This is a genomic window from Salinicola avicenniae, from assembly GCF_023736115.1.
Taxonomy (GTDB): domain Bacteria; phylum Pseudomonadota; class Gammaproteobacteria; order Pseudomonadales; family Halomonadaceae; genus Salinicola; species Salinicola avicenniae.
Map to the genome: position 1 here is coordinate 271,356 of NZ_JAKQZC010000003.1, position 23,998 is coordinate 295,353.

Sequence of the window (23,998 nt, forward strand, 5' to 3'; positions counted from 1 at the left end):
GCCTTGCAATGCGACGACTTGGCCCGCTCGAGCTTACGCTCGACGGGTCAGCACGGCATCGGTGACGATCTCGAACACCCGCTTGGCACGCGATGCATGGGCGGGCTGTTCGCGCAGCCAGGCCAGTGCCGCGATCAGATCGAACAGCTCCTCACCGTTCATGTCCAGACGAGCGCTGCCCGCCTGCTGCGCGCGAGACAGCAGGCGGGCACCCGCCGCTCTCAGCGCGACACAGGAGGCGTGCAGCGCGGAATGCTCGTCTTCGATCGCGCCCATCATTGGCGCGATGATGCCCCGATGCCGGTAAGTGAACTCGATGATCTCTTCCAGCCACTGAATCAGCCCCGCATCGGGGTTTTCCGCGCGTTCAAGGGACTCGGCGCTGAGCGCCAGCGCCTCGAATTCGGCTCGCAACAGCGCCTCCAGCAGCGCTTCCCGCGTGGGAAAGTGTCGATACAGCGTGCCCATGCCGACTTCTGCCCGCCTGGCCACATCACGCAGCGAGGCCTCCAGACCCTGCTCCAGGAACAGGGCTTTCGCTGTTGCCAGCAGGTGGTCGCGATTCTTTCTGGCATCGGCGCGCATGCAGCTTCCTTCTCTCTCGAGACTTGACTAATCGGAGCGGTGTTCCGATTATGTGGATCAGTGCTCCGATTATGTCACGCTCCCGCGACCGGGAACATCCTTCGATTCAGGAGAGAGAAGCCATGTCGATCCAAACCATGTCGACCAAAACTATGTCGACCCAAACCATGAAGGCCGTGTGCCAATATGCCGTCGGCGGTCCCGAGGTGCTGCGCTACGAGCGCGACGTGCCGCGACCGACGTTGAAACCCGGCGAAGTGCTCGTCCATGTTCGCGCCATCGGTCTCAACCCGCCTGACTGGTATCTCCGCGAGGGCTATCGCGCGTTACCCCCGGCATGGCAACCCGAGCTGCGTTTTCCACTGATCCTTGGCTCTGATATCTCAGGCGTCATCGCCGCCGTGGCCGACGACGTCGAGGCCTATGCGGTCGGCGACGAGGTGTACGCCATGGTTCGCTTTCCCGAGGGCATGTATGGAGAGAGCCGCGCCTACGCCGAGTACGTCAGCGTCCCTGCCCGCGAGATCGCGCGCAAGCCGGCCAGCCTCGACCATCGGCATGCCGCCGGCGCGCCCATGTCGTTGTTGACCGCCTGGCAGTTCCTGATCGAACAGGGACATGACGTGCCCAATCCGCTGCAGACCTTCCCGCACCAGCCGGTGCCGCTCGAGGGGAAGCGAGTGCTGATCAACGGCGCTGCCGGCGGTGTCGGCCATTTCGCGCTCCAGTTGGCCAAGAACGCGGGCGCGCATGTCACGGCGGTGGCTTCGGGGCGCCATGAGGCGCTGCTGGAGCGTCTAGGTGCCGATGCCTTCATCGATTACACCGTGACCTCGCCGGAAGACGAGATTCGCGATCTGGATCTCGTCGTCGACGCCGTGGGCGGCAAGCCGGCGGCGCGGTTTCTACCACTGCTCAAGCCGGGCGGCGCACTCTTCCCGATCTATCCGCTGGGGTTCGATGGCGCCGAGGAGGCACAACGGCGTGGTGTCACGGTCTCGGCGACCCAGGTCCGCTCCAGCGGTGCCCAGCTCGAGCCGTTGGCCGCGCTGCTCGACGAAGGCGCGATTCGTGTGGTGCTGGATAGTGTCTATCCGCTCAGCGCCGCCCGAGAGGCGCACGAACGTGCCGCTAAAGGTCACATCCAGGGCAAGATCGTGTTGACCGTCGAGTAGACACAACGCGGGCCTGGCTGCGCCAGTTCGGGAAGGGCTGAGCGAACTGTGGTCCAGACGAAGGAGGATGCCGATGTCTGAAGGCCTCAAACCACGTCAAGGAACGATGAAGTGGTTCGAGATGATCGGAAGTGAGATGTCGGCGAACCGCAAAAGGGCGCTCGCGAACCCAACCCGTGCAGCGCATATTTCACGTTTCAGGGCGATGAAAATCGCCACGAGATCGGGAGATCGCTGCCCCGTGGCATCGGCAACATGAGCTGTAAGCTCAATGGGATAAAGGGGAGTTGGAGACGGTAGGACGGAGAGACGGCGTCAATTCAGCACCTCGATCCGGCGCCATCGCGGTACCGCAAAATCGATGAAGGCGCGAACCTTGGCTGCCGCTCGACGCCCCTCCACATGCACGAGGTGAACCGGCAGCGAGGCGGGCTCGTGATCTTCCAGCACGGTCTGCAGCGTACCGGACTCGAGGTCGGTCCCGACCTGATACGACAGCACGCGACACAGGCCCCAGCCTCGCCTGGCGATATCGATGGCTGCGGCGAGGCTACTGACCGTGAGTTGGGGATTGACCCTGACGCTATGCGTCTCGTCTCGTCCAAACCGCCATTCGTCGAGGGGCAGGGTGGAGCCGCTCGATATCACCCGATGAGAAGCGAGATCGCTGGGTGTTTGCGGACGGCCATGTGTCGCGAAGTAGTCCGGCGAGCCGCAGATGACGCGGCGAACCTGGCCGATCCGGACGGCAGAGAGTTCGGAGGAGGGCAGGTGGCCGATGCGCACGGCAATATCCAGTCCCTCCTCGACCAGGTTGACGATGCGGTCGACCATCAGCACGTCAGCGCGAACACGGGGATGCTCGTCGAGAAAGTCGGTCAGTAGCGGCGCGACGTGGATTCTCCCGAACTCCTGCGGACAGGTGATTCGCAGTTGTCCGACCGGCGTGTTGGCCACGCCCGAGGCCATGTCATCGGCGGCTTGTAGATGCGCGAGGATGTCGCGCACCTCCCCGAGATACATCCGGCCGGCCTCGGTCAGCTTGACTTGACGTGTCGAGCGGGTGAAAAGCCGTGCACCGAGGGTGGTTTCCAGCAGGCTTACGGCGCGCGTGGCAGAAGGTGCGCTGAGCCCGGTAGCCCGGGCGGCCTGTGCGAAGCTCTCGGCGTCCGCCACGGCTACGAATACTTTCAGTGCCTGGAGTCGATCCACGAAACCTCGATCATTTCAATTCCTGGAATAGTGACTTTCATGATAGCCCTATTCTTCCGGTATTTGTCGGCCTCTAGAGTGAACAGCGTCAAGACTCATCCCGCAAACGACCGAGGAGTGCTGCCATGTGCGCTGTGGAAACGATCTCCCGCGAGCCGACCGCGACGCTGGCTGATGCCAGAACCGACAAGCCGATCACGCTTTACCGCCATCCGAAGTCCGGCCACTGTCATCGCGTCGAGCTGATGCTGGCGCTGCTGGATATTCCCTATACGACCGTCGATCTGGACATGGCCAACGGTGCCCACCAGACGTCGGCGTATCGGCGGATCAGCCCGTTGGCTCAGGTACCAGCCATCGACGACAACGGCCTCACGCTGGTGGATTCCAACGCCATTCTTGTTTATCTGGTCGAACGATACGACGATCCGGCGAGCTGGATCGGCAGCGTTCCTGTAGAGAAAGCACGGATACAGCGCTGGCTTTCCATCGCTGCCGGCGAGCTCGCCCATGGCCCCTGTGCCGCGCGACTGGTCACCGTCTTCGGCGCGTCGCTGGATCACGAAGCGGCGAAGGCCGATGCCCACCGCCTGCTGGTCATGATGGAGGCCCATCTCGACGGCCGTGAGTGGCTGGCGAGCGATCATGCGACGCTGGCCGATATCGCCGGTTACAGCTATATCGCCCATGCGCCGGAAGGCGGCGTGAGTCTGGCGCCGTACCCCCAGGTGCGTGGGTGGCTGGCGCGGATCGAGGCGTTGCCGCGCTTCGTGGGCATGGCGCGCTCGCCGGTACTGGCGTGAGGGGGGTGTCATGACGCGAGTCACGACCCCGGCGAACGTCACACCGTTCCATGCTGGCGAGCGGGAAGCGCAACGACGCGCCGGCGTGGCCGACCAGGCCGAGGCCGCCGGTGGCTTCATTCGTGATTTCATGCCCGAGCCGCATCGGGCGTTCTTCTCGCAGCTGCCCTTCGTCGTGCTGGCGGCGGGAGATGCCAAGGGCCGCCCCTGGGTCACGCTGCTGGAAGGCGACTCGGGTTTTCTCGAGTCGCCCGATGCGCGGACGCTGGCGCTGTCGGCCGGGCTGGCAGCCGAGGACCCGCTGGCATCGTGCGTGAATGCGCCGCCGGCGTCCGGCATGGCGATCGGCCTGCTCGGTATCGAGCTGGCCACGCGGCGGCGCAATCGACTCAACGGCAGGCTTTGCTCGCGAGAAGGGCGACGGCTTATCGAAGTGCAACAGAGCTTTGGGAACTGCCCGCAATACATTCGCGAACGTGAATGGCAGCGGGTCGAACGGATGGCTGCGCCCGGCGTCTCGGTGTCGAACGCGCTGGATGCCGACCAACGCCGGCGTATCGCCACGGCGGATACTTTCTTTATCGGCTCTGTTCACGGCAACGATGAAGACGAGGGCGACGAAGCGAGGGACGACGGCCGATCCTGTGGCTTCGATGCCTCGCATCGGGGAGGCGAGCCCGGCTTCGTGCGCGTGACCGATTCGGGCAAGCTGAGGTTCCCGGACTATCCTGGCAACAATTTCTTCAACACGCTCGGCAATCTGATGCTCGACCCCCGCGTGGGCCTGCTGTTTGTCGACTTCGAAAGCGGTGGCCTGTTGCATATCACCGGGCGCGCGCACGTCGACTGGTCGCCGGAAGCGACGGCGGGATCGAATGCCAGGCGCCTGGTCGAAATCTGCGTGGAGCAGGTCATCGATCGCCCGGCGGCGCTATCGCTTCGCTGGTACCGACAGGCCGCGCCCTTGTCGCTGAAGGTCGTGGACAAGATCGTCGAAAGCGACACGATCACCTCGTTTTGTCTGGCGGCGGACGAGGGGAGTTCCCTGCCACCATTTCAGGCGGGCCAGTACCTGCCGGTCGAGCTGACGGTCCCGGGCCAGCCCGGGCCGGTGCGACGCAGCTACTCGCTTTCCGGCGCGCCGAATGCCGCGAAAGGGCGAACCGGTCGCTACCGAATCAGCGTCAAGCGTGAGGCGCACGGTCTTGCCTCGCGCTTTCTCCATGACGAAGTGCGGGTCGGCGACCGCCTGGCGGCGCGTGCGCCGGCGGGAGATTTCGGGTCGAACGAGGTTTCGTGCCCACTCGTCCTGGTCAGCGCGGGCGTCGGTATCACACCGATGCTGGCGATGCTGCACGCGCTCAGGGATGTCGCGAGAGATAGCAGCGACGCGATCGTGCGTCCGGTCTGGTTCGTGCACGGCGCGCGTAACGGTAGGGTGCAGGCTTTCCGCGAGGAGCTGTCAGCATTGACGGCCGCGTTGCCCGGAGCCGCCTGCCGGATTTTCTATAGCGCGCCTGATGAGGGCGACAGTCGTGGCGAGGATTACGACGTCGAAGGGCGGATAACGGCAGATGACCTGCTGGCGCTGCAAGCTGGCGCCGAGGCGCACTATCGGATCTGCGGGCCGGCGGCATGGATTGCCGATCTCAGTTCGGGGCTCGAGGAGCTCGGTGTGGATCGAGCGCGGATCGCTTTCGAGACCTTCGGGCCGACGGGGTAAGTGGCCGTCGAGATAGGCGTGACCAGGGCGCGTTATTCGATCTCGGTTGTCCTCTCTTGCGTCTTGGGTACAGCCTTATTATTCTTTTTGTAAGAATTAATTTTATTTTTATTCTTCACAAGAGAATGTTTCGTGTGTCCCTACACACGGGCAATCACCGAGAGGCAGGAGGCAATCATGAGCGATTCCCTGACGGCGTCCGCGGGCGAGTCATCTACGAGCGAGTCGGCCCTGGCCGAGCGGGCGGTCGAGATCCTTCGTCACAACCTTTACGCCAACATTGCCACGTCGCGCGACGACGTACCCTGGAATACACCGGTGACGGCGCTGCCGGACGCCGACCTCAACTTCGTCTGGTCCTCCTGGGTGCAGGCGGAGCACTCGCGCAACATCGAAGCCAACGGTGCCGCCTTCCTGACTATCTACGACTCGACGCGGGCCCGCGGCACCAACAACCTGATGGGGCTCTATCTGCAGTGCACGGCGAGCGCGGTGACGGACCCGGAAGAGGCTCGGCTCGCTTTCGAAAGGCTCTATCCCGGAGACGCCGTCGACCTGACCGATTTTCGGGGGGATGGCATCAAGCGCTTCTACTGCGCCAGACCGCAGAAAGCCTGGCTGAACTGCCTTTCCGAAAAGGAGCTTGAGCCGACGACGCTCAAGATGCGGACGGCGGTCGATCTCGACGCCATCAAAGAGGCGTGGGTCTGACGCGATGGATGACTTCGAATCCTTGCGGGTTTTCGTCTGCGTGGCGAAGGAGCTGAGCGTCACCGGTGCGGCGAGACGCCTGGGCAAGAGCCCGTCCAACGTGACCACACGGCTGCAGAAGCTGGAGGCAAGCGTCGGCGCGGCGCTGTTGGTTCGAACGGGCAAGCGCTTTTCGCTATCGGAAGCCGGGCGGGTTTTTCTCGCGTACGCCGAGCGGCTGCTCAGCCTGCGGGACGAGTCCCTGCATGTCGTTTCAGGGGGAAAGGCGCCCGGCACGATCCGGCTTGGCAGTATGGAAGCCACCGCGGCAAGCCGATTGCCGGCACTGCTGGCGTCGTTTCATGACGCCTTTCCAGACACCGAAGTCGAGCTGCGGACCAGCCCCTCCATCCAGCTGATCGACGATGTCCGGGCGGGGCGGCTCGATGCCGCGTTTCTGGCGTTACCACCGTCATTTCTCGACGGCCCGCTAGCGGAGAAGCGGGAGGAGCTGGGGCTCGAGTTTCTCGATGTGTGGGAAGAGTCGCTGCTGCTGTTGCATCCCACGACCGGCACGGACACGACGCCGGGGAAAAACGCTTTCGATCTGGCCGACGTTTCGGTGCGTACGCTGGCTGCCTTTCCGCCGGGGTGCACCTATCGGCGGGTGGCGGAGGAGGCGCTGCAGATCGACGCTTCCACGGACTGGCAGATTCAGGAATCCCCGTCGTATCACGTGATGGTCGCGCTAGCCTGTACCGGCCGCTGTGCCACGGTATTGCCGGAGAGCGTCTATCGAACGCTGGCGCCGGTCGCGTCGCTACGGACGATCCCGCTCGGCCGGGTGACGACAACCCTGGCCTGGCGCACGGGCTACGATACGCCGGTCTTTCGGGCCTTTTGCGAGACGCTCTCGCGTGAGACGGACGCGGGGGGACGCCGGTGCCGACCCGCGAGGCAGGCATAGGGAGGTTATCGGGAAGGCATTGGGACGTTATCGGGAAGGCATAGGAAGGCGATAGCATCCCGGCGATCGCTCAAGGGTGTCGATCGCCGGGGGGGATTGGCGGGCATCGTCGAGGCCGTAGATCAGCCGGCCGTGTCGTTCTCCTCGTCGGGCGCTGATGTGGCGTCATCGCTGGAGGGGCTTGGCTCGGTGGCGGTGTCCGCCGCCGAGTCATCCATGGCGTCGGTCGCCTGATCCGGCGCGTCGTCGCGCGTCACCCGCCAGATGGCGTTGGTGAAATCGTCCGCGACCAGCACGGCGCCTTCCGGCGTCACGCTGACCCCGACCGGGCGCCCCCGGGTGCGGCCGTCATCGGTGAGGAAGCCGGAGACGAAATCGATCGGGTCGCCAGCGGGCTCGCCGTTCTCGAACGGTACGAACGAGACGCGGTAGCCGGCGAGGTCGCTGCGATTCCAGCTTCCGTGTTCGCCGACGAAGACACCCTCGCGGTAGTCGCCGCCCACGGCGTCGTTGGCAAAGGCGACGCCGAGCGGCGCGTGGTGCGAGCCCAGGCTATAGTCCGGCGCGATGGCGGATTCGACAAGCGAGGGGTTTTCCGGTTTGACGCGCGGATCGACGTTCTGGCCCCAGTAGCTGTAGGGCCAGCCATAGAAGGCGCCTTCCTGCACCGATGTCAGATAGTCCGGAACCAGATGGGGGCCGAGCTCGTCGCGTTCGTTGACCACGGCCCAGAGCTGATCGCTGCCGGGCTGAATCGTCAGCGAGGTCGGGTTGCGAATGCCGCTGGCGTAGGTGCGATGCGCGCCGGTCTCCGGATCGATCTGCCAGATCTCGGCGCGGTCGACCTCGGCTTCCATGCCGCGTTCGGTGATGTTGCTGTTGGAGCCGATGCCGACGTAGAGATAGTCGCCATCCGCGCTGGCGGTCATCGACTTGGTCCAGTGGTGGTTGATCGCCGAGGGTAGGTCGGTAATCCGCTCTGGCGGACCGCTGGCCTCGGTCTGGCCCGGTTCGTAATCGAAGCGCACCAGCGAATCCTGATTGGCGACATAGAGATCGTTGCCGATCAGCGCCAGCCCGTAGGGCGCGTTGAGATCCTCGGCGAAGACCGATCGTTCATAGCTGCCGTCACCGGTGTCGCGCAGCAGTGTCAGCCGGTTGCCACCGGAGACCGAGGTGGTGCCCTTCGACTTGATTAGGCCGGCAATCACGTCCTTCGGCCGCGACTTCGGGGCGTTGCCGCCGCCTTTCCCCTCGGCAACCAGAATGTCGCCGTTCGGCAGCACCAGCATCTGACGCGGTACCTGCAGGTCGGTGGCGATAGCCTCGATCGAGTAGCCATCGGGCACCGTGGGCATCTGCTCGTTCCACGGCGCTTTTTCCGGCACGCCCATGTTGGGTAGCAGGCCGCGCTGCGGTTCGGGCAGCGTCGGGTTGGGCCCGTAGGGTTGTTCGATCTCCTGCGCGCCGGCGGCGCCGGCCATCAGCAGCAGCGACATCGGTGCGGCGATCGTCAGGCGAGTCACACGGTTTGCGTTCATGCCTCACCTCCCTGGCTCGCGCGGGAGAAACCGACCCAGGCTGCGATGGCGGCCAGGATGGTGATGACGATCGACAGGGCGAAGCCGGTCGGCATCATGGCCCAGGCGTCTCGCGCGTGGATCAAAGCATTGATGAAGCCGAGCACCCAGGCGATCAGTAAGCCGATAACGGAGATCAGGACAAGCTTGCGTCGCCCGCTACCGCGTAGCAGGCCGATCAGCGCACCGAGCAGGGCGAGACCGTTGAAGACCAGGCCGCCGGCGATCAGCCAGGAGGCAAAGTTGGCCCACTGGATCTCGAAGGTGGTGGCATAGGCGTAGTCGCTGAGCGCGGCGCCAAGATATAGCGGGAAGCTGCCGGCTAGCAGCACTCCCTGCAGCGGGTTCACCCCGCGTCGCGCCGGGTATTCGGTGGCCGTCATGGCAAGCTCCTTTTGCGAGTCGAACACAGACGCTTCATCCGGGGATCGGGACGAGTCCGCCACGGAGAGGCGAGCGGTCAGTGGAAGTGTAGCTGACGTTCGAAAGTGTCAAGAAAGCCATCCTCGCTGTCGTCGACGGCCAAGAGACCAAACGCTATTCGGTGTCCCGCGTCACCAACTGGCCACCGATCTGTTTGAAACGTTCGAGATAGTGTTTGGCATCCAGCAACTGATACGGAAAGTAGAGTCCGGGCGAGGTTGCCGGCCTGCCATCCAGTCCGGTGAGCCGCTCGAGGACAAGTGCGACGCCGAGCCCGGTCAGCGGCATCTGCCCGTCGGCGTGTGTGACCGCATGGCGTGTAGCCAGCGGCTGGTCAGCATGATCGATACCGGCGAGATCGATCAGTATTTCAGTCGACATCGACTCGCCGTGAGCGTGATTCGCCGCCGTTCTTATCGCCAGGTTGAACTCGGCATTGGGCGCGCCGGTTTCGGTCGCTAGCGCGACGACGTCATGGGGCGAGAGCGCCATGGCCGGGAGTGTCGTACCGTCGAGAGTTTGCAGCTCGGCCTGGAGATCGTCACCTTGGCGCCATATCCAGCGGCCATGGCGACGTGCCTGAATAGCGGGAACGGTCTGTGTCTGGCGCTCGAGATCGTCGAATCCGGCGGGCCCGGTCTCGTCCCGTTCCCCGAGAACCGCTCCCAGACGAAGGGCATCGACTCGCTTGAACGACTTGGCGAATTCGAGCGTGGGTATCGTCGTGGCACCCACCAGCCACTCGGTACCGAGAACGACCGGTGCGGCCGTTGGTCGCTGCATGTACGCCGCGATGTCCGGCCCGACTTCGTGGAGCGCTGGTGAAATGCTGAGGTATGGCACGCCCCGGCGTTGAGCGAAGCGAAGCGCGGCGGTCGTTACATCGGTAAAGAAGATCGCCATGGCGCTGATCGGGCGGCCAGCAAGCCCCAGGTCGTCGTCGGCGAAATCGATCTTCACGCCCTCGGCATGGCCGAGACTGGCCGCCGCTTCGCTTGCCTTTTCGAGGTTGCGTCCGGCGATCAACAGCGGCACGCCAGGGTGGGCGGAACGTAGCAGTTCAGCGGTCTGCCGGCCGACGATGCCGGCACCACCGATAAGCAGAATGGGATCGAATGACATGGGGTCTCTCCTGTCGTGAACAAAACCTACCAAAAGTAGGTTTTGTTCACGCTAACCTACACATGGTAGGTTTTCAACAAAGAGACGGAGCACGACGCAAAAGAGGAATCTCGTGAACCCCCATTCCATCAAGACCCATGCGGAAGAGACCCGTGCGGAAGAGACCCGTGCGGAAGAGACCCGTGCGGAAAAGACCGACGCGGCAAAGACCGACGCGGCAAAGAAGCGGGGTGAGCCGGGCTCTCGACGACTCTCTCGGTCTGAGCGGCGGCAGCAGCTTCTGGATACGGCAATGACGATCATCCGGGAAGAGGGCGCGGATCGCCTCACGCTTGGCCGCCTGGCGGCGCGAGCCGGCGTGTCGAAGCCGGTCGCCTACGACCATTTCGGCACGCGCTCGGGGTTGCTGATCGCACTCTACAAGCTGATCGACCGGCAGCAGTCGGATGCGCTTCGAGAGACGTTGACGAGCACGGAGCGGAGTTTCGAGGCAACGGTTTCCATGCTCGCGGCGGCTCATGTTCACTGCCATGCCGACACCGGTGGCGAATGGCATGCCGTCGGCGCCGCCCTGGCGGGCAGCGAAGAGAAAGAGGCCGTCTATCAGGAGCTTCTCGACGGCTATGCTCGCCTGTTTGCGGCGGTTTTGAAGCCTTATTGCGCCCTGGACGATGCCGAACTCGAGCGTCGATGCGTGGGCTTGATCGGTGCCGGCGATGCGCTCGCGGGAGCCATGGTACGGGGCCAATGTGGTGAGTCCGAAGCCACCGCTGCTTTCGCTGCGCTGATTCGGGGTGGGCTACGGGAATCCTTCGATTCGAGAAAGGCCGAATCCAGCAGGTCTGGTCGGTGATCGACAGGGAGCGATCGCGCGTCAGCTATAGTGGTCTGGCGTGTCCGTATACTTCTCTCGACAACCCGTGAGTCATGCCGCATCAGAAACCCAATCTACCCACCAAGATCTGCCCCGTCTGCCAGCGTCCGTTCGCCTGGCGCAAGAAGTGGGCGCGGGACTGGGATCGCGTCATCTACTGCTCCGAGCGATGCCGGCGGCAGAGGCGCTGAGCGCCACCTGGCCGCCGTGTCCACGACAGGCTTCTTCCTATCGGCGTGGGGATAGCGGCGCTTAACGGCAGGCCTCGTCGCCGTCAGCCCAGAACCAGTAGCCCGCACCGAACAGCAGCCCGGCGATCAGCCCCGGGCCGGTGGCGGCGCCGGCCATCACCGCCAGGTTCCAGCCGCCGGCGCCCATGCCGGCCGTCTCGATCCCGTAGTGCGCGCACGCTTCGCTCAGCCCACCGTATTCGTGCAGCGAGTACTTGATGCCCTGCTTCAGACCCACGGCGGCGAGCGCCGTCAGGTACGGATCGCCGAACGACGACAGCAGCGGGTTGGCTTCGCTGTAACCGTGGTCCAAGGCATAAGCGGTCGTTGCGGCGTCCAGCGTCGTACCCAGCCCGGGCGGACGCGTCGACGCGCAGCCGGTCAAGGTGACGGCGGTCAACGCGACGCCTGCCAGCAGCAGGGCGCGGGTCGATCGTGGGCGACGCTGCTTGGTGTCCTGCTTGTCCGAACGAATCTGTTGGTGACGCGCCAGCTTCAAGCGGGCCAGCTTGGAACGGGTCGCCCGTTCGGCGTGAGTCGGGGTCGAGCGATCGCGGGTGGAACGTTTCAAGGTGCAGTCCTCAGGGTATCGGCCGCAGCGCGGCATGAAGGTCTTGGCAGAGCCGTCTTCTTGATCGAGTTCAGAGGGACGCTTCGAGTCCGCTCGGCGATACCGGGACGATTCCGCAACCAGCCACAGTCATCGACTTGGCAGGGAGCGAACTTTAGTTAGGAAGGAAGGGTGAGCCACCAATTATTCGGTCTTATATATGTTTGGTTAATTTGTTGTTCGCAGCAAATATTTATAACGCTAAAAAAATCAATCTTATACAAAAATTAATAAGGCTGCTTTGTAGATGATCGGGACAAATAGAGGCAAGAAGTGGTGTTGATTGCCTCTTTATCGATCGCCTGAAAATCGCCTTTTTCGGTGGGGCGCGGGACTTTTCCGCGGTATCCAAGACCATTTTTTGTCCCGACGTCGCTCGAAAGGGTGTAACACTGCCAGTTCAAGGGGGAATGCTGACGCTTGTGATAGGCGGTAGAGGCGGGGTGTCGTGGCCAGGTGGCGGGCGAGCCATCAATGAACATTTCTAGATCTGAGTTGAAGTCTGGTAACGAATCGAGGGGTAAGCTGTGCGGCCGCTGGCGCGCCTTGCACGCTGGCGGGAAGACATGCCGCCGGGGTCGGGAAGAGATCGGGCGGGCTCAACAGGGATGCAGTACCGAAAAGCGATTACGGATGATGAGAATGAACGGTGCAGGGCGGACATGGCTTGCGGGCCTGGTCGCGCTCTTGCTGTTGGCGTGCTGCGCGACAATGGCGCAGGCGCAGGTGGAAGAGAACGAAGAGGGCAAGTGGTACGCCACCGACGCGATCAATGCGGGGCTCGGTGAGGTACCCGATGCCGTGAGCCGTCGAACGCCTCGGGAGGCGATTCGCAGTTTTCTCGAATTGACGGATATCGGCGATTACGCCGGCGCGGCGCACCTCCTGAACCTTTCCGACCTGTCGCCGGCGGAGCAGCGCTCTCAAGGGGGCGAGCTGGCCCAGAAGCTCTCGGAGGTGCTGCGGCGCGGCGAGTGGTTGACGCCCGGCAGCCTCTCCGGGCGACCGGATGGTGCCGTCGAGCAGCAGACCCAGCAGAGCGCGCCGGCGGGCGAGCCACGGCGTAACATTGAACTGGCATCGCTGACGGTCAACGATGACGCCTACGATATCCGCCTGGGGCGTTATCGCGAGGGGGAGCAGGACCCGGTCTGGTTATTCATGCCGGACAGCGTCTCCCCCATTCCGCAGCTCTATACCGAGTACGGTCCCTCGTTCTTCGAGGAGCAGATCCCCGACCGCTTCAAGTCGACGCTCGGCCCGTTGCGCATCTGGGAATGGATTGCACTGCCAATCGTGCTGGCCGTGATCGGGCTGGTCGGCTGGATCGTCTACAAGCTGGTCGGGGTGATGGCGCGCTGGCTCCCCTCGGGGTCGCGGAGCCTTTTCGCCGGCCAGATTCGGGTGCCATTGGCGCTGATCGCCATGTCGCTGACCACACAGACACTGCTTGACTATGTGGTCTCGTTCTCGGCGGCCGCGACAACGACCCTGCGCGTGGTGCTGATGGCGGTGCTGGCCTGGGGGCTGGGGACGATTGCGCTGCGTCTGGTCGATACTGTCATGCTGAAGATGATGCGCCGGCTGATGGGGCAGATCGATGATCTCCAGCTCAAGGACGATCGCAAGCTGCTGACATCGCTCTATGCGCTGCGACGCATGATCATTCTGATCACCGTCACGCTGGTCTCGGTCTACGTGCTGGGACAGGTGCAGCTGTTCGAGACGCTGGGCGTGTCGATCCTCGCCTCGGCGAGCGTGCTGGCGGTACTGGTCGGCGTTGCTGGTCAGGCGGTGCTCGGCAATATCCTGTCCTCGTTCCAGATCTCCCTGGCCAAACCGATCCGCATCGGTGATCTGGTGATGTTCGAGGGGCAGTGGTGCTATGTCGAAGGAATTTTCTATACCTTCATTCGCCTGCGGGTCTGGAACGAGCGGCGCCTGATCGTGCCGGTGACCTATTTCGCCTCCAAGCCGTTCGAGAACCTGTCGACCCAGAACATCAAGGAGTACCGCAGTCTGGAGCTGTCGCTGCATATCAGCGCGGATGTGCCGAAGCTGCGGGAACAATTCTTCGAGTTCGCCAAGGCCGAGGAGAATGTGATCGAGCATCACAAGCTGCTCTGCTATACCACCGCCCAGAACGGCACTTCGCAGACCATTACCTGCTATCTGATGACCTCCGATCCGCTTTCCGGCTGGGCGGCGGAAATGAATATTCTTGAAAAGCTGATGACCTACGTGCGTGACAACCACCCCGAGTGGTGGCCGCGCGAGGTGATGGTGATCGGCCAGCAGGATGTTGCGCTGGGCCGCAGTCCGGATGTATCGGTGGCGCCCGTGACCACTGATGACGCGCACAGTGCCAGTGGCACGGAGAATCGCGCCCACGGCGAACAGGCGTTTCGCCACGACGACGAAGATGGCGCGCCGGATCAGGACGCCCGTCACCGCGAAGATGAGGCCGGTGACGCGGAGACGTCGCGCGACGATGGCGCCCGGACTGACGAGGACGAGCGCGCTCGCCGTCGACGCGAGCTGCTCAACGATAAGCGTGCGGAGGGTGATGACCGGAACGGTGACTCGGGCAAGCCCGGCGACGCGTCTGCCTGACGTCTTGCCCACGGACACCGCTAGGCGCGACGGGGCGGGATGCGTAGACTGCGCACTCGCCCCGAGCCGACCGGATGCCCCGCAAGACCATGACGATCATGCCCCTCGACGCCCTGACCTGCCCCCTGGACGGCAACCCGCTGCATGCCGATAGCGACGCCAGGCGTTGGAGCTGCGCTCATGGGCACAGTTTCGACACCGCGCGCCAGGGCTATGTGAACCTGCTGCCGGTGCAGAAGAAGCGTTCACGAGATCCGGGTGACAGCCAGGCGATGGTCGCCGCGCGCCAGCGTTTTCTCGACGCCGGCCATTACGCGCCGATCGCGCAGGCGGTGAGCCGGCTGGCGCGAGAGGGGCTGGTGCGACAAGGGCTGGGGCGAGAGGGGCTGGCGCCCGGTGCACCCGGGCGCTGTCTCGACGCCGGCTGTGGCGAAGGCTACTACCTGCGCGCATTGGCGGCCGATGCCGAGGCGCAGGGGCAGGCGCTCTCCCTGCTGGGGTTGGATATCTCCAAATGGGCGGTGCTCGCCGCCGCGAAGCGCGACAAGCGCATGCGCTGGATCGTCGGCAGCAATGCCGCGTTGCCGGTGCCGAATGCCGGGCTCGATAGTCTGCTCTGTCTGTTCGGCTTCCCCGTTTACGACGAATTCGCCCGCGCGCTGGCGCCGGGCGGCATGCTGTTGCAGGCAGATGCCGGGCCGGACCATCTGCGCGAACTGCGCGAAATCATCTACCCGACATTGAAGCCGCCGCGTGTGGATGAGACGCAACCGCCGGCGGGGTTCTCGGCACTGACGCCCGAGACGTTGCGTTACTCGCTTGCGCTCGAGGACAGGGAGACGATCGCGGATCTGCTGACGATGACTCCCCACCTCTATCGTGCGAGCGCCGAGGGGCGCGAGCGCGCGGCAGCGCTGACGTCGATCACGCTCACCGTGGAAGTTCGGATTCGACGCTGGATCCGAGACTGATGGCGAGGCGCTGTTCATCGGAGGCTGTCACTAGGTCCAAGACTTAGGTCCAAGGCTTAGCGCCAAGATTCAGGGCCAAGATTCAGGGCCAGGGCTCTCGCGAAGCTTGGCGATCTCGTCATTCATGAGCTCATCTCATGACTGCTTGCCGGTCAATCGCCTTCCCCGTGCGGGGGGCTCCCGCTAACGTGAATCGTTTTGGATCGCGGCGCCATCGCCGTCGTGCTCCTCGGCATCGCCGCCAGGCGGTGCCGACAGTCGATACCACGAGGGGGTCTCTCTTGTCTGACACGCAACCGGCCACCGGGCGCCATCGTACGCTTGTCCTCCTGGCACTGGCGCTGGGCAGTTTCGTCATTTCGACTTCCGAATTCGCCAGCATGGGGCTGCTGCCACTTTTCGCCGGCGATCTCGACTTGACGGTGCCTCAAGCTACCTACGGCATTACCGCGTATGCCCTCGGTGTCGTCGTCGGTGCGCCACTGATCACGATCATGGCCGCGGCGGTCGACAAGCGCCGGCTGCTGATCGCGCTCGTGGGGTTGGCCTTCGCGGCCAACCTGCTTACCGCCATGGCCAACGACCTGGGGCTGCTGGTGGCGGGGCGTTTCCTCAGCGGGCTGCCGCAGGGCGCCTACTTCGGTGCCGCCGCCGTGGTGGCCGGCACGATCGTTGGCCCGGGGCGCAGCGGCAGTGCGGTGGCCTGGGTCATGTCCGGCATCACGATCTCGACCATTCTCGGTGCGCCGGCGAGTACGCAGCTGGGGCAGTGGTTCTCGTGGCGCGTTGCCTACACCATCATCGGCTGCGGTGCGCTGCTCTCGGCGCTGCTGCTATGGCGGCTGCTGCCATCCACCGCTTCGCTGCGCGGCGGGTCGGTGCGCGGTGAGCTCTCCGCGCTGCGGCGCGGCAATATCTGGGCCATGATGCTGGCGACCTCGCTGGCGATCGCCAGTGTCTTCTCGGTCTATACCTTCGTCGATCTCTTTGTCACCGACGTGGCTGGCATGTCGTCGTCGGTGACGCCTTATGCGCTGGCGCTGATCGGTATCGGTCTGGCGGTGGGCAACGTCATCGGCGGGGCGGTCGCCGATCGTTATCCGTTCCGCGGCATCGTGCTGGGCTGGTTGGGGGTGCTGGTCGTCATGGCGCTGATGGCCACCCTGGCGCACCATCCGGTTGCTCTCCTGGCGCTCTTTACCCTGATGGGTCTTACCATGCAGATATCGGTGCCTTCGATTCCCGTGCGCATGATGAAGATGGCACCGGAAGCGCCGACCCTGATGGGTGCGCTCAACATGGCTGCGTTCAATGTCGCGAACGCGCTGGGGGCCGCCGTCGGTGGGCAAACCATCGAGCTCGGCTTCGGCCCGCTGTCACCGATCTGGGGCGGCTTCTGCATGACGGCGGCCGGCCTCGTCGTGCTCGGCCTGCTCTACCGCCATCTGCGTACGACCGACGATCGCGCGGCGCTATCGCTCGAATCCTCTGCGCCCGCCAGCGCCTGAAAGCGCCGTTCGACAGGTGTGAGAGTCGGCTGGCCGACAGCGCCGCCTTCGACTACCGTGGCTGCCGGATCGACGGCGTCGGCCCGTCAGGCCGCCGCCGTCTCGTTATTTCTTGTCGAACAGGTGTCTCGTGTCGTGTCGCGCCGTTGGCTATCTCTCTGTCGTGGTGCTGTTGTTCAGCGGCAATCTGCTGGTCGGCAAGTCGACGAGTGCCAGCCTGCCGCCGATGACGCTCGCGCTCGGCCGCATGCTGGTCGTCTTCGTTACCGTACTCGCGCTGTTCGGCCCTGCCGCCTGGCGTCAGCGTCAGGTGCTGTGGCGGGAGCGGCGCGCCCTGGCGATCATGGCGATCCACGGCATGGCGCTGTTCAGTGCGCTGCTCTATTCGGCCCTGCGCAGCAGCGAAGCGACCAACGTGGCCGTACTCGAGAGTCTGACGCCAGCCGCCACGGCGTTGGCCATGGCGCTCGGCTTTCGTGAACGACTCGGTCGGGTGCGCTGGTTCGGCATTGGGCTTTCGGCGGTGGGGGCGGCCTGGGTGGTCTCCGACGGGGCGCTTCTCGACACGCTCGGCCGGTTGCAGGCCGGTGATGCGCTGGTGGCCGGGGCCATCGTGGCCTGGGTGATCTACTCGCTGGCGGCGCGCCAGTGGTTGAGCCGGGTGCCGTTCTATGCCGCCCTGGTGCCGATGACCGGTATGGCGGCGCTGTTTCTGCTGCCGCTGTCGGTTCTCGAGAACCTGTGGTTCGACATGTGCTGGCGGCTCGATGGTAGCGCGTTACTCGCGATGCTCTACCTCGGCCTAGGCCCGTCGCTGGTGGCCTTGATCTGCTACAACCGGGCGCTGCTGCTCGTCGGCCCCAGCCATACCGCGACCTCGCTCAATCTGCTGCCGGTGGTCACCATGCTGCTCGGTTACCTGTTGCTCGGGGCGCCGATCACTCGCGAGCAGGTCATTGCCGCCGCAATCGTCATTGCAGGGGTGTCGCTGGTGACGCTGAATCCGCGCCTGGGCCGGCGCTGAATACCGTGGGCGCCCCTGCCGCTGGAGTCGGGGGCTTTCCGGCGTGCGGTCAATCTCGTGCGACGAACCCCGGCCGCCATAGCCAAACGCTCAATTAATGAGCTGTTTGCATAAGTGCATGCACGGCCTCTCGCTTGATCTCGTCGACGCGATGCGAAGAATGTCTTCATCTGCACCGGTCAGGCGCCACACCGAGGGTCGTCAATGTCGTCAACACCGAACACGTCACACTGGATGGGTTTCTGGGCGGGCGCGCTCTCCCTGATGCTGGTCTTCGCCGCCTCCGCCACGCCTATCCCGCTCTATGCCATCTACCGCGAATCGGAAGGGCTGAGCTATGCCGCGCTGTCGCTCACGGCGGTGTTCTATTTCGTCAGCGCGATCACTGCGCTGCTGGTCTGCGGCCGGCTGTCGAACACGCTGGGCCGACGTCCGGTGGTGGCGCTCTCGCTGCTGCTGGCAGTGCTCGCCTGCGGGGTCTTTCTCGAGGTCTCTGGCGTCACGCCGCTGATCATCGGGCGTATTCTGCAGGGCTTTTCCTGTGGGCTCGCTTCTAGCGCGGCGGCGGCCTTCGTCACTGACAATGCACCCGAGCGCCCAGCGTGGCTGGCGCCGGCGGTTACCAGCACCGGCACCATGATCGGCTTGACCTTCGGCGCGCTGGTCTCCGGCAGTCTGATCGAGTACGCGCCCGCGCCACGGGTGCTGCCGTATCTGGTGGTCGCCGTTGGCCTGCTGCTCTGCCTGCTATTGGTCTGGCGCAGTCGCGAGACCTCGCCACGACACCGGGGCGTGCTCGCCTCGCTACGACCGCGTTTCGCGCTGCCGCACGCGAGCTGGAAGCTGTTCCCGGTGGCGGCGTGCATCTTCGTGGCTACCTGGGCACTGGGTGGCTTCTTCCAGGCCTTCGGTCCGTCGCTGTCGACCGACCAGCTCGGTTCGTCGAGTGCACTGGTGGCGGCCGTGGTGTTCTCCTCCTACATGGCGCCGAGTGCGCTGGGCGGGCCGCTTGGCGGTCGCCTGTCACCGCAAGCGGCACAGCGGTTCGGCATCGTCGCCTTTGTCGTCTGCGTTGCCGGTTTGCTGGCGTCGCTGACGGCGGGGACGATCGGGCTTTTCCTGCTCGCTAGTGCCTGTGCGGGGGTGGCTCAGGGCATGGTGCTTTCCGGCAGTATCCGGGCGTTGCTGGCCAACGCCGAGCCGAGCGAACGTGCCGGCGTCTTTTCGGTGATCTTCACCACCTGCTATTGCGGCGCGGCGATTCCGTCGCTGATCGCGGGGCAGGCCGCTCGTGTGCTGAGCCTGCCGCAGGTGCTGGGCGGCTATCTGGCGCTGGCGCTCATCGCCTGTGTCGTAACCCTGTTCACCGCCCGTGATCCGGCCCGGGCGGCGGAGCGCTGACATTCGGGTCTCGATGCCATGGGCGTCGGGGCCGGCAGAGGATCGGGGCAGACAGAGAATCGTGGCCATCGTCGAGATAAGGAGGCGAGCATGAAAATCGGTGTGTTAGGTGTCGGATTGATGGGAGGCAAGCTCGGTGTGCTGTTGGCGCAGGCCGGGCACCAGGTGGTGCTGAGCTATTCGCGCCGCACCGCGAAACTCGAAGCGCTGGCGCGCGAAGGCGGTGGGTCGGCGCGGGCGGGGACGCCGGCGGAGGCGGTACGCGAGTCGGACGTGATCCTGCTGGCGGTGCACTGGTCGCGACTCGACGACGTGCTCGCACAGGCGGGTGACCTGAGCGGCAAGATCGTGGTGACCTGCTGCGTGCCGCTGGACGACGCGGACAGCGAACTGGTGGTCGGCCACAGCGATTCCGGCGCGGAGCAGATCGCGCGACGCCTGCCGAACACGGCGGTGGCGGCAGCCTTTCAGACCACGCCGAGCGAGAGCTTCTTTCCGGTCTTCGAGGCGCGCGATCAGGCGTTGAAGCCGAGCTGTGTCTACTGTGGCGATGACCCTCGCGCCAAGCGCGCCGCCGCCGAGATGATCGCCGCGATCGGCTTCGAACCGGTAGACGCTGGCCCGCTGCCGGTCGCCCGCTATACCGAGCCGTTTGCGCTATTGACCGCGCAGCTCGCCTACGGCTCCGGCGACGGTCCGGACTGGACCTACCGTTTCGCTCGCTTCGAGCGGTTGTTCTGCGAGACGTGACGCATTGATGGGTCCGGTAGGCCCTGACGTCCCTGTGCTATCTCATTCGCCCAGGACTCCGCGGCAGGGAGGAGTCATCGAGGAGTGTCATCATGTCGAAAGTATCCTGTGTTGCCATTACCACCGCCAAGCCGGGTTACGAGGAACGGGTTCGTGAGGCGCTGGTCGAACTTGTGAAGTCGGTACGCGAGGAGCCGGGCAATATCCGCTACGAAATGCACCGTGATCTCGAAGACCGCGGTCGGTTCGTCTGCATGGAAATCTGGGAGGATCGCGAAGCCTTCGACCGTCACTGCACCGCCCCCCATATCCTGGCCTATCTGGAGGCCAACAAGGACGCCGTCGAGTCGACCGAGTTTGCCCCGCTGGAAATCCTCGCCTGAGACGGCGAGAGCCTGCCCCGTCGGCACGGTCGCCGTTCGGCGGCTGTCATGTGGGTGGGGTCATTCGCTTACGGCCCGAATCGCTCGGCATAGAGCGTCGTCAGCCAATCGACGAAGACGCGTACCCTGGGCGAGAGATGCCGGCGTTGCGGATAGACCACGTTGACTGGCATGGCGGGCTTTTCCCAGGCATCGAGTAGTGTGACGAGTCGCCCCTCGGCGAGCTCGTTTTCCAGCCGAAAACGCGGTATCTGAATCAGTCCGAAACCCTGCAGTGCTGCGGCGACGTAGCTTTCGGCATCGTTGACGGTCAGCCAGCCGAGCGTGTCGAAGCCTCGTGGTTCGCCGTCGATGACCAGATCCAGCGTGGTATCCGGCGGGTGGTGGCCGGATACGAAGCGAATGCCGTGATGCTGAACCAGCTCGTCCGGCGATTGCGGTGTTCCCATGCGCTCGAGATAGGCGGGGCTGGCGCAGATGACCTGCTCGAGCGTGGCGAGGTGCCGGGCCACCAGCGTCGAGTCCCGGGGGGCGCCGCTACGCACGGCGCAGTCCACGCCCTCGCCGATCAGATCGACCTGCCGGTCGCCGGTGGTGACGACGACATCGAGCGCCGGGTAGCGGGCATGAAACGCGTTCAGATTCGGCAGCAGCAGCCGACTGGCATGGGTACCGTGCATTTCGACTCGCAGCACCCCGCGCGGATTGTCGGCGACCGGCTTCAGAATCGCTTCCGCCTCCTCTAGATCGCCGAGCAGCTGTACACAGCGTTCGAAGAACGCCTCACCCTCAGGCGTCGGTCGCACCTGACGCGTGGTGCGTGCCAGCAGGCGGACGTCCAGCCGGGCTTCCAGTTGTTGAATCGCCAGGGTTGCCGTGGCGCGCGGGATCTCCAGCGCATTGGCCGCTCGTGTGAAACTCCCGCTCTCCACGATTCGCACGAAGAGAATCATGGCATCGAAACGATCCATCGTGATTGTTTTCTCAGGCTGAATAGTGTTCTCAGACTAGCCAATTTATTCGCCCGGAAGAAACGCCAATACTGCCTATCGTTGAAGGCGCTCATCCCCCAGGAGACATCGAATGACGGATACGACACAGCATGACGGAGCGGGAAAGGTCGCCATCGTTACCGGCGCTTCCCGCGGTATTGGCCGCGCGATCGCCTCGACGCTGGCCGCCGACGGCTTCGCGGTCGTGGTCAACTACGCCGGCAATGCCGCATTGGCCGAGCAGGTGGTTGGCGAGATCGAGGGCAAGGGCGGTCGTGCACTGGCGGTTCAGGCCGATATTGCCGATACCGGGGCCGTTGAACGGCTCTTCGCCCGGACGCAGGAGATATTCGGGCGCGTCGACGTGGTGGTCAACAATGCCGGCATGATGCAGATGGCGAACATGACGATCGACAACGTCGACATTCTGGATCGTACTCTGACCACCAACCTGCGCGGGAGCTGGCTGGTGATGGCCAAGGCGGCGGAAGTCCTCGAGGCCGGGGGGCGGATCATCGCCTTTTCCTCCTCGGTACTCGGCAAGTCTTTTCCCGGATACGGCGCCTATATCGCCAGCAAGGCGGGTGTCGAAGGGCTGGTCAAGGTGCTCGCCAACGAGCTGCGTGGTCGTGAGATCAACGTCAACGCGGTCGCGCCCGGGCCGGTCGGCACCGAGCTTTTCTACGAAGGCAAGAGCGACGAGCTGGTCGCCAACATTGCGTCGATGTCGCCATTCGAGCGGATCGGTGAGCCCGACGAGATCGCCGGTGTGGTCTCGTTCCTGGCGGGTCCGCAGGGGCGCTGGGTTCATGGCCAGATCCTGCGCGTCAACGGCGGCATGGCCTGAAGGTGGACGAGCCACCGATATGATGACGCGGTTGTCTCGAAGACCGCCCTGGACCTTGCAGGCGTTACGGCGTGGTGGCCTACGACTTCGTGCAGTCGGCTTCCCGTTGTGACTGAGTGCCAGCCGTTGCATGTCGGCAGGAAGCGTCCATGGCCTGCTCGGTCGTTGTTCGTGCGCTCGGCGGGTTGTCGGTTGTGTGGCGTGTCTTGCGCAGGTAAGCGCTGCCGACCAGCGCAGCGGCAAGGCCGGCGGCAGCTGCAACGGCCATCGCCCAGCGGGGGCCGGCATGATCGGCGACCGCGCCGACGATCGGGGCGCCGAAAGGCGTACCGCCCATGGTCACCGCGATGCGCAGCGCCATCACGCGGCCGCGCATCGCCGGTGCCGTGGATAGTTGCATCAGGGCATTGGAAGCGGTCATGAACGTGAGCGCGGCAAGGCCGATCAGTGCCAGTGTCGCGGCGAAGAGCCATGCACTGGGCGCCAGCGCTGCGCAGATGCACAACCCGCCGAAGGCCAGCGCGGAGAGGCACATCAGGCGCATCGCCGGCTGCTCGCGACGAGCCGCCAGCAGCGAACCGCTCACCGAGCCGATCGCCAGGCTCGAGGTGAGCAAACCGTACTGGCCGGCCTCGCCGTGAAAGACGCCGACCGACATGGTCGAGATGTAGATCGGAAAATTGAAGCCGAACGTCCCGATCAGAAACAGCATGACCAGCAGGGTCTTCAGATCCGGACGCCGCCAGACGTAGCGAAATCCCTCGCGAATACCGCCAGCCTTGCCGCTGGCGCGAGTCGCTGGATATAGCTCGCCTCGGCGCAGCAGGCACAGTGACGCGAGTACGCCGGCAAAGGAGAGGGCGTTGAGCAGAAAGACCCAGCCGGTACCGACGGCGGCGATCAGCAGGCCTGCCACCGCCGGCCCCACCATGCGCGCGCTGTTGAATGAGGTGGAGTTGAGCGCCACCGCGTTGGTTAGCAGCTTCTCACCGACCAGGTCGTTGACGAAGGTCTGTCGGGCCGGGGCATCGAAGGCCGTCACGCAGCCGAGTCCCAGTGCGAAAAGATAGACCTGCCAGAGCGTGACCGCGCCGGTGACGGTGACAAGACCCAACCCAAGGGCGAGCAGCCCGAGCAGTGCCTGGGAGAGCATGACCAGGCGTCGCCGATCGAAGCGATCGACGGCCCAGCCGGTCAGTGGCAGCAGCAGAAGCTGCGGCCCGAACTGCAACGCCATGGTGAGTCCGACCGCGCTGGCGTTATGCTCGGTAAGCACCGTCAGCACCAGCCAGTCCTGGGCAACGCGCTGCATCCATGTCCCGATATTGGAGACCAGGGAACCGGCTGCCCAGAGTCGGAAGTTGTAGACCTGCAGCGAGCGGAAGAGTCGTCTGTCGCTCATGCAGCGATATCGGGTTGGTGTGGATTAACGCATCGGGCGCGCGAACGGCAAGAGTCGTGCAAATTCAAGGGTGCTGATGCCTTCTGTCAATTGACCCGCTCGAGGGGCCAGGT

Annotated in this window: 23 protein-coding genes; 15 read left to right on the plus strand and 8 right to left on the minus strand. The window is 64.5% G+C overall.

Features of this window, described 5'->3' with window-relative positions; genetic code table 11:
- Positions 1-33: 33 nt before the first annotated feature.
- A complete protein-coding gene (locus MC381_RS07685) occupies positions 34-585 on the minus strand; it encodes a TetR/AcrR family transcriptional regulator (RefSeq protein WP_251977146.1) in 552 nt (183 codons plus the stop codon).
- Positions 586-707: 122 nt separating this feature from the next.
- Here MC381_RS07685 and MC381_RS07690 point away from each other — a divergent pair, with 122 nt between their 5' ends.
- Positions 708-1,760: an NADP-dependent oxidoreductase gene (locus MC381_RS07690; protein ID WP_251977147.1), complete on the plus strand. Its 1,053-nt coding sequence runs from the start codon at positions 708-710 to the stop codon at positions 1,758-1,760.
- A gap of 315 nt (positions 1,761-2,075) precedes the next feature.
- Here the strand turns inward: MC381_RS07690 and MC381_RS07695 are convergent, their stop codons facing one another.
- Entirely contained in the window at positions 2,076-2,972 is an 897-nt protein-coding gene (locus MC381_RS07695; RefSeq protein ID WP_251977148.1) for a LysR family transcriptional regulator, read from the minus strand.
- A 125-nt stretch (positions 2,973-3,097) separates the two neighbouring features.
- On the opposite strand from MC381_RS07695, the gene MC381_RS07700 reads away from it, so the two are divergent.
- The 4 genes from MC381_RS07700 (at position 3,098) to MC381_RS07715 (ending at position 7,155) form a co-directional block, all read left to right on the plus strand.
- Positions 3,098-3,775 (plus strand): glutathione S-transferase, encoded by a 678-nt coding sequence (locus tag MC381_RS07700; RefSeq protein ID WP_251977149.1) that lies wholly within the window; start codon positions 3,098-3,100, stop codon positions 3,773-3,775.
- A gap of 10 nt (positions 3,776-3,785) precedes the next feature.
- On the plus strand, positions 3,786-5,498 hold the full coding sequence (locus MC381_RS07705; RefSeq protein ID WP_251977150.1) for an FAD-binding oxidoreductase: 1,713 nt from the start codon (positions 3,786-3,788) through the stop codon (positions 5,496-5,498).
- Positions 5,499-5,675: 177 nt separating this feature from the next.
- The gene (locus MC381_RS07710) at positions 5,676-6,209 is read left to right on the plus strand and encodes a pyridoxamine 5'-phosphate oxidase family protein (protein WP_251977151.1); all 534 of its coding nucleotides are present in this window, start codon (positions 5,676-5,678) and stop codon (positions 6,207-6,209) included.
- Positions 6,210-6,213: 4 nt separating this feature from the next.
- On the plus strand, positions 6,214-7,155 hold the full coding sequence (locus MC381_RS07715; RefSeq protein ID WP_251977152.1) for a LysR family transcriptional regulator: 942 nt from the start codon (positions 6,214-6,216) through the stop codon (positions 7,153-7,155).
- 122 nt (positions 7,156-7,277) lie between these two features.
- Here MC381_RS07715 and MC381_RS07720 read toward each other — a convergent pair whose 3' ends face one another.
- The 3 genes from MC381_RS07720 to MC381_RS07730 form a co-directional block, all read right to left on the minus strand.
- A complete protein-coding gene (locus tag MC381_RS07720; protein ID WP_251977153.1) occupies positions 7,278-8,696 on the minus strand; it encodes a PQQ-dependent sugar dehydrogenase in 1,419 nt (472 codons plus the stop codon).
- The gene (locus MC381_RS07725) at positions 8,693-9,118 is read right to left on the minus strand and encodes a DUF2231 domain-containing protein (RefSeq protein WP_251977154.1); all 426 of its coding nucleotides are present in this window, start codon (positions 9,116-9,118) and stop codon (positions 8,693-8,695) included. The genes MC381_RS07720 and MC381_RS07725 overlap by 4 nt, the downstream gene beginning before the upstream one ends.
- 154 nt (positions 9,119-9,272) lie before the next feature.
- Positions 9,273-10,280, minus strand: coding sequence for a Rossmann-fold NAD(P)-binding domain-containing protein (locus MC381_RS07730; RefSeq protein ID WP_251977155.1), 1,008 nt, complete (start codon positions 10,278-10,280; stop codon positions 9,273-9,275).
- A 112-nt stretch (positions 10,281-10,392) separates the two neighbouring features.
- On the opposite strand from MC381_RS07730, the gene MC381_RS07735 reads away from it, so the two are divergent.
- Entirely contained in the window at positions 10,393-11,133 is a 741-nt protein-coding gene (locus tag MC381_RS07735) for a TetR/AcrR family transcriptional regulator (protein ID WP_251977156.1), read from the plus strand.
- Positions 11,134-11,207: 74 nt separating this feature from the next.
- On the plus strand, positions 11,208-11,345 hold the full coding sequence (locus tag MC381_RS07740; protein ID WP_251977157.1) for a DUF2256 domain-containing protein: 138 nt from the start codon (positions 11,208-11,210) through the stop codon (positions 11,343-11,345).
- Between the two features lie 61 nt (positions 11,346-11,406).
- On the opposite strand, the gene MC381_RS07745 is transcribed toward MC381_RS07740, so the two are convergent.
- On the minus strand, positions 11,407-11,955 hold the full coding sequence (locus tag MC381_RS07745) for a hypothetical protein (protein ID WP_251977158.1): 549 nt from the start codon (positions 11,953-11,955) through the stop codon (positions 11,407-11,409).
- Between the two features lie 675 nt (positions 11,956-12,630).
- Here MC381_RS07745 and MC381_RS07750 point away from each other — a divergent pair.
- From MC381_RS07750 to MC381_RS07780, 7 genes are all read left to right on the plus strand, one after another.
- Positions 12,631-14,607, plus strand: coding sequence for a mechanosensitive ion channel family protein (locus tag MC381_RS07750; protein WP_251977159.1), 1,977 nt, complete (start codon positions 12,631-12,633; stop codon positions 14,605-14,607).
- Between the two features lie 89 nt (positions 14,608-14,696).
- Positions 14,697-15,578, plus strand: coding sequence for a putative RNA methyltransferase (locus tag MC381_RS07755; RefSeq protein WP_374708166.1), 882 nt, complete (start codon positions 14,697-14,699; stop codon positions 15,576-15,578).
- 281 nt (positions 15,579-15,859) lie between these two features.
- A complete protein-coding gene (locus MC381_RS07760; protein WP_251977161.1) occupies positions 15,860-17,086 on the plus strand; it encodes an MFS transporter in 1,227 nt (408 codons plus the stop codon).
- Positions 17,087-17,216: 130 nt separating this feature from the next.
- Positions 17,217-18,110 carry a DMT family transporter gene (locus MC381_RS07765; protein ID WP_251977162.1) on the plus strand — a complete coding sequence of 298 codons (894 nt, stop codon included), beginning with the start codon at positions 17,217-17,219 and terminating at the stop codon, positions 18,108-18,110.
- A 204-nt stretch (positions 18,111-18,314) separates the two neighbouring features.
- Entirely contained in the window at positions 18,315-19,511 is a 1,197-nt protein-coding gene (locus MC381_RS07770) for an MFS transporter (RefSeq protein ID WP_251977163.1), read from the plus strand.
- A 90-nt stretch (positions 19,512-19,601) separates the two neighbouring features.
- A complete protein-coding gene (locus tag MC381_RS07775) occupies positions 19,602-20,261 on the plus strand; it encodes an NADPH-dependent F420 reductase (RefSeq protein ID WP_251977164.1) in 660 nt (219 codons plus the stop codon).
- A 92-nt stretch (positions 20,262-20,353) separates the two neighbouring features.
- Positions 20,354-20,644: a putative quinol monooxygenase gene (locus MC381_RS07780; RefSeq protein WP_251977165.1), complete on the plus strand. Its 291-nt coding sequence runs from the start codon at positions 20,354-20,356 to the stop codon at positions 20,642-20,644.
- Positions 20,645-20,712: 68 nt separating this feature from the next.
- On the opposite strand, the gene MC381_RS07785 is transcribed toward MC381_RS07780, so the two are convergent.
- On the minus strand, positions 20,713-21,615 hold the full coding sequence (locus MC381_RS07785) for a LysR family transcriptional regulator (RefSeq protein ID WP_251977166.1): 903 nt from the start codon (positions 21,613-21,615) through the stop codon (positions 20,713-20,715).
- 112 nt (positions 21,616-21,727) lie between these two features.
- Between MC381_RS07785 and MC381_RS07790 the strand changes: the two genes are divergently transcribed.
- A complete protein-coding gene (locus tag MC381_RS07790) occupies positions 21,728-22,483 on the plus strand; it encodes an SDR family oxidoreductase (RefSeq protein WP_251977167.1) in 756 nt (251 codons plus the stop codon).
- Positions 22,484-22,562: 79 nt separating this feature from the next.
- On the opposite strand, the gene MC381_RS07795 is transcribed toward MC381_RS07790, so the two are convergent.
- Positions 22,563-23,885 (minus strand): MFS transporter, encoded by a 1,323-nt coding sequence (locus MC381_RS07795; RefSeq protein WP_251977168.1) that lies wholly within the window; start codon positions 23,883-23,885, stop codon positions 22,563-22,565.
- Positions 23,886-23,998 lie beyond the last annotated feature (113 nt).

Excerpts from the sequence above, each read along its gene's own strand:
- MC381_RS07685 (WP_251977146.1), bottom strand. The coding sequence starts at position 585 with ATGCGCGCCGATGCCAGAAAGAATCGCGACCACCTGCTGGCAACAGCG.
- MC381_RS07690 (WP_251977147.1), top strand. The coding sequence starts at position 708 with ATGTCGATCCAAACCATGTCGACCAAAACTATGTCGACCCAAACCATG.
- MC381_RS07700 (WP_251977149.1), top strand. The coding sequence starts at position 3,098 with ATGTGCGCTGTGGAAACGATCTCCCGCGAGCCGACCGCGACGCTGGCT.
- MC381_RS07705 (WP_251977150.1), top strand. The coding sequence starts at position 3,786 with ATGACGCGAGTCACGACCCCGGCGAACGTCACACCGTTCCATGCTGGC.
- MC381_RS07710 (WP_251977151.1), top strand. The coding sequence starts at position 5,676 with ATGAGCGATTCCCTGACGGCGTCCGCGGGCGAGTCATCTACGAGCGAG.
- MC381_RS07715 (WP_251977152.1), top strand. The coding sequence starts at position 6,214 with ATGGATGACTTCGAATCCTTGCGGGTTTTCGTCTGCGTGGCGAAGGAG.
- MC381_RS07720 (WP_251977153.1), bottom strand. The coding sequence starts at position 8,696 with ATGAACGCAAACCGTGTGACTCGCCTGACGATCGCCGCACCGATGTCG.
- MC381_RS07725 (WP_251977154.1), bottom strand. The coding sequence starts at position 9,118 with ATGACGGCCACCGAATACCCGGCGCGACGCGGGGTGAACCCGCTGCAG.
- MC381_RS07730 (WP_251977155.1), bottom strand. The coding sequence starts at position 10,280 with ATGTCATTCGATCCCATTCTGCTTATCGGTGGTGCCGGCATCGTCGGC.
- MC381_RS07740 (WP_251977157.1), top strand. The coding sequence starts at position 11,208 with ATGCCGCATCAGAAACCCAATCTACCCACCAAGATCTGCCCCGTCTGC.
- MC381_RS07750 (WP_251977159.1), top strand. The coding sequence starts at position 12,631 with ATGAGAATGAACGGTGCAGGGCGGACATGGCTTGCGGGCCTGGTCGCG.
- MC381_RS07755 (WP_374708166.1), top strand. The coding sequence starts at position 14,697 with ATGACGATCATGCCCCTCGACGCCCTGACCTGCCCCCTGGACGGCAAC.
- MC381_RS07770 (WP_251977163.1), top strand. The coding sequence starts at position 18,315 with ATGTCGTCAACACCGAACACGTCACACTGGATGGGTTTCTGGGCGGGC.
- MC381_RS07775 (WP_251977164.1), top strand. The coding sequence starts at position 19,602 with ATGAAAATCGGTGTGTTAGGTGTCGGATTGATGGGAGGCAAGCTCGGT.
- MC381_RS07780 (WP_251977165.1), top strand. The coding sequence starts at position 20,354 with ATGTCGAAAGTATCCTGTGTTGCCATTACCACCGCCAAGCCGGGTTAC.
- MC381_RS07785 (WP_251977166.1), bottom strand. The coding sequence starts at position 21,615 with ATGGATCGTTTCGATGCCATGATTCTCTTCGTGCGAATCGTGGAGAGC.
- MC381_RS07790 (WP_251977167.1), top strand. The coding sequence starts at position 21,728 with ATGACGGATACGACACAGCATGACGGAGCGGGAAAGGTCGCCATCGTT.
- MC381_RS07795 (WP_251977168.1), bottom strand. The coding sequence starts at position 23,885 with ATGAGCGACAGACGACTCTTCCGCTCGCTGCAGGTCTACAACTTCCGA.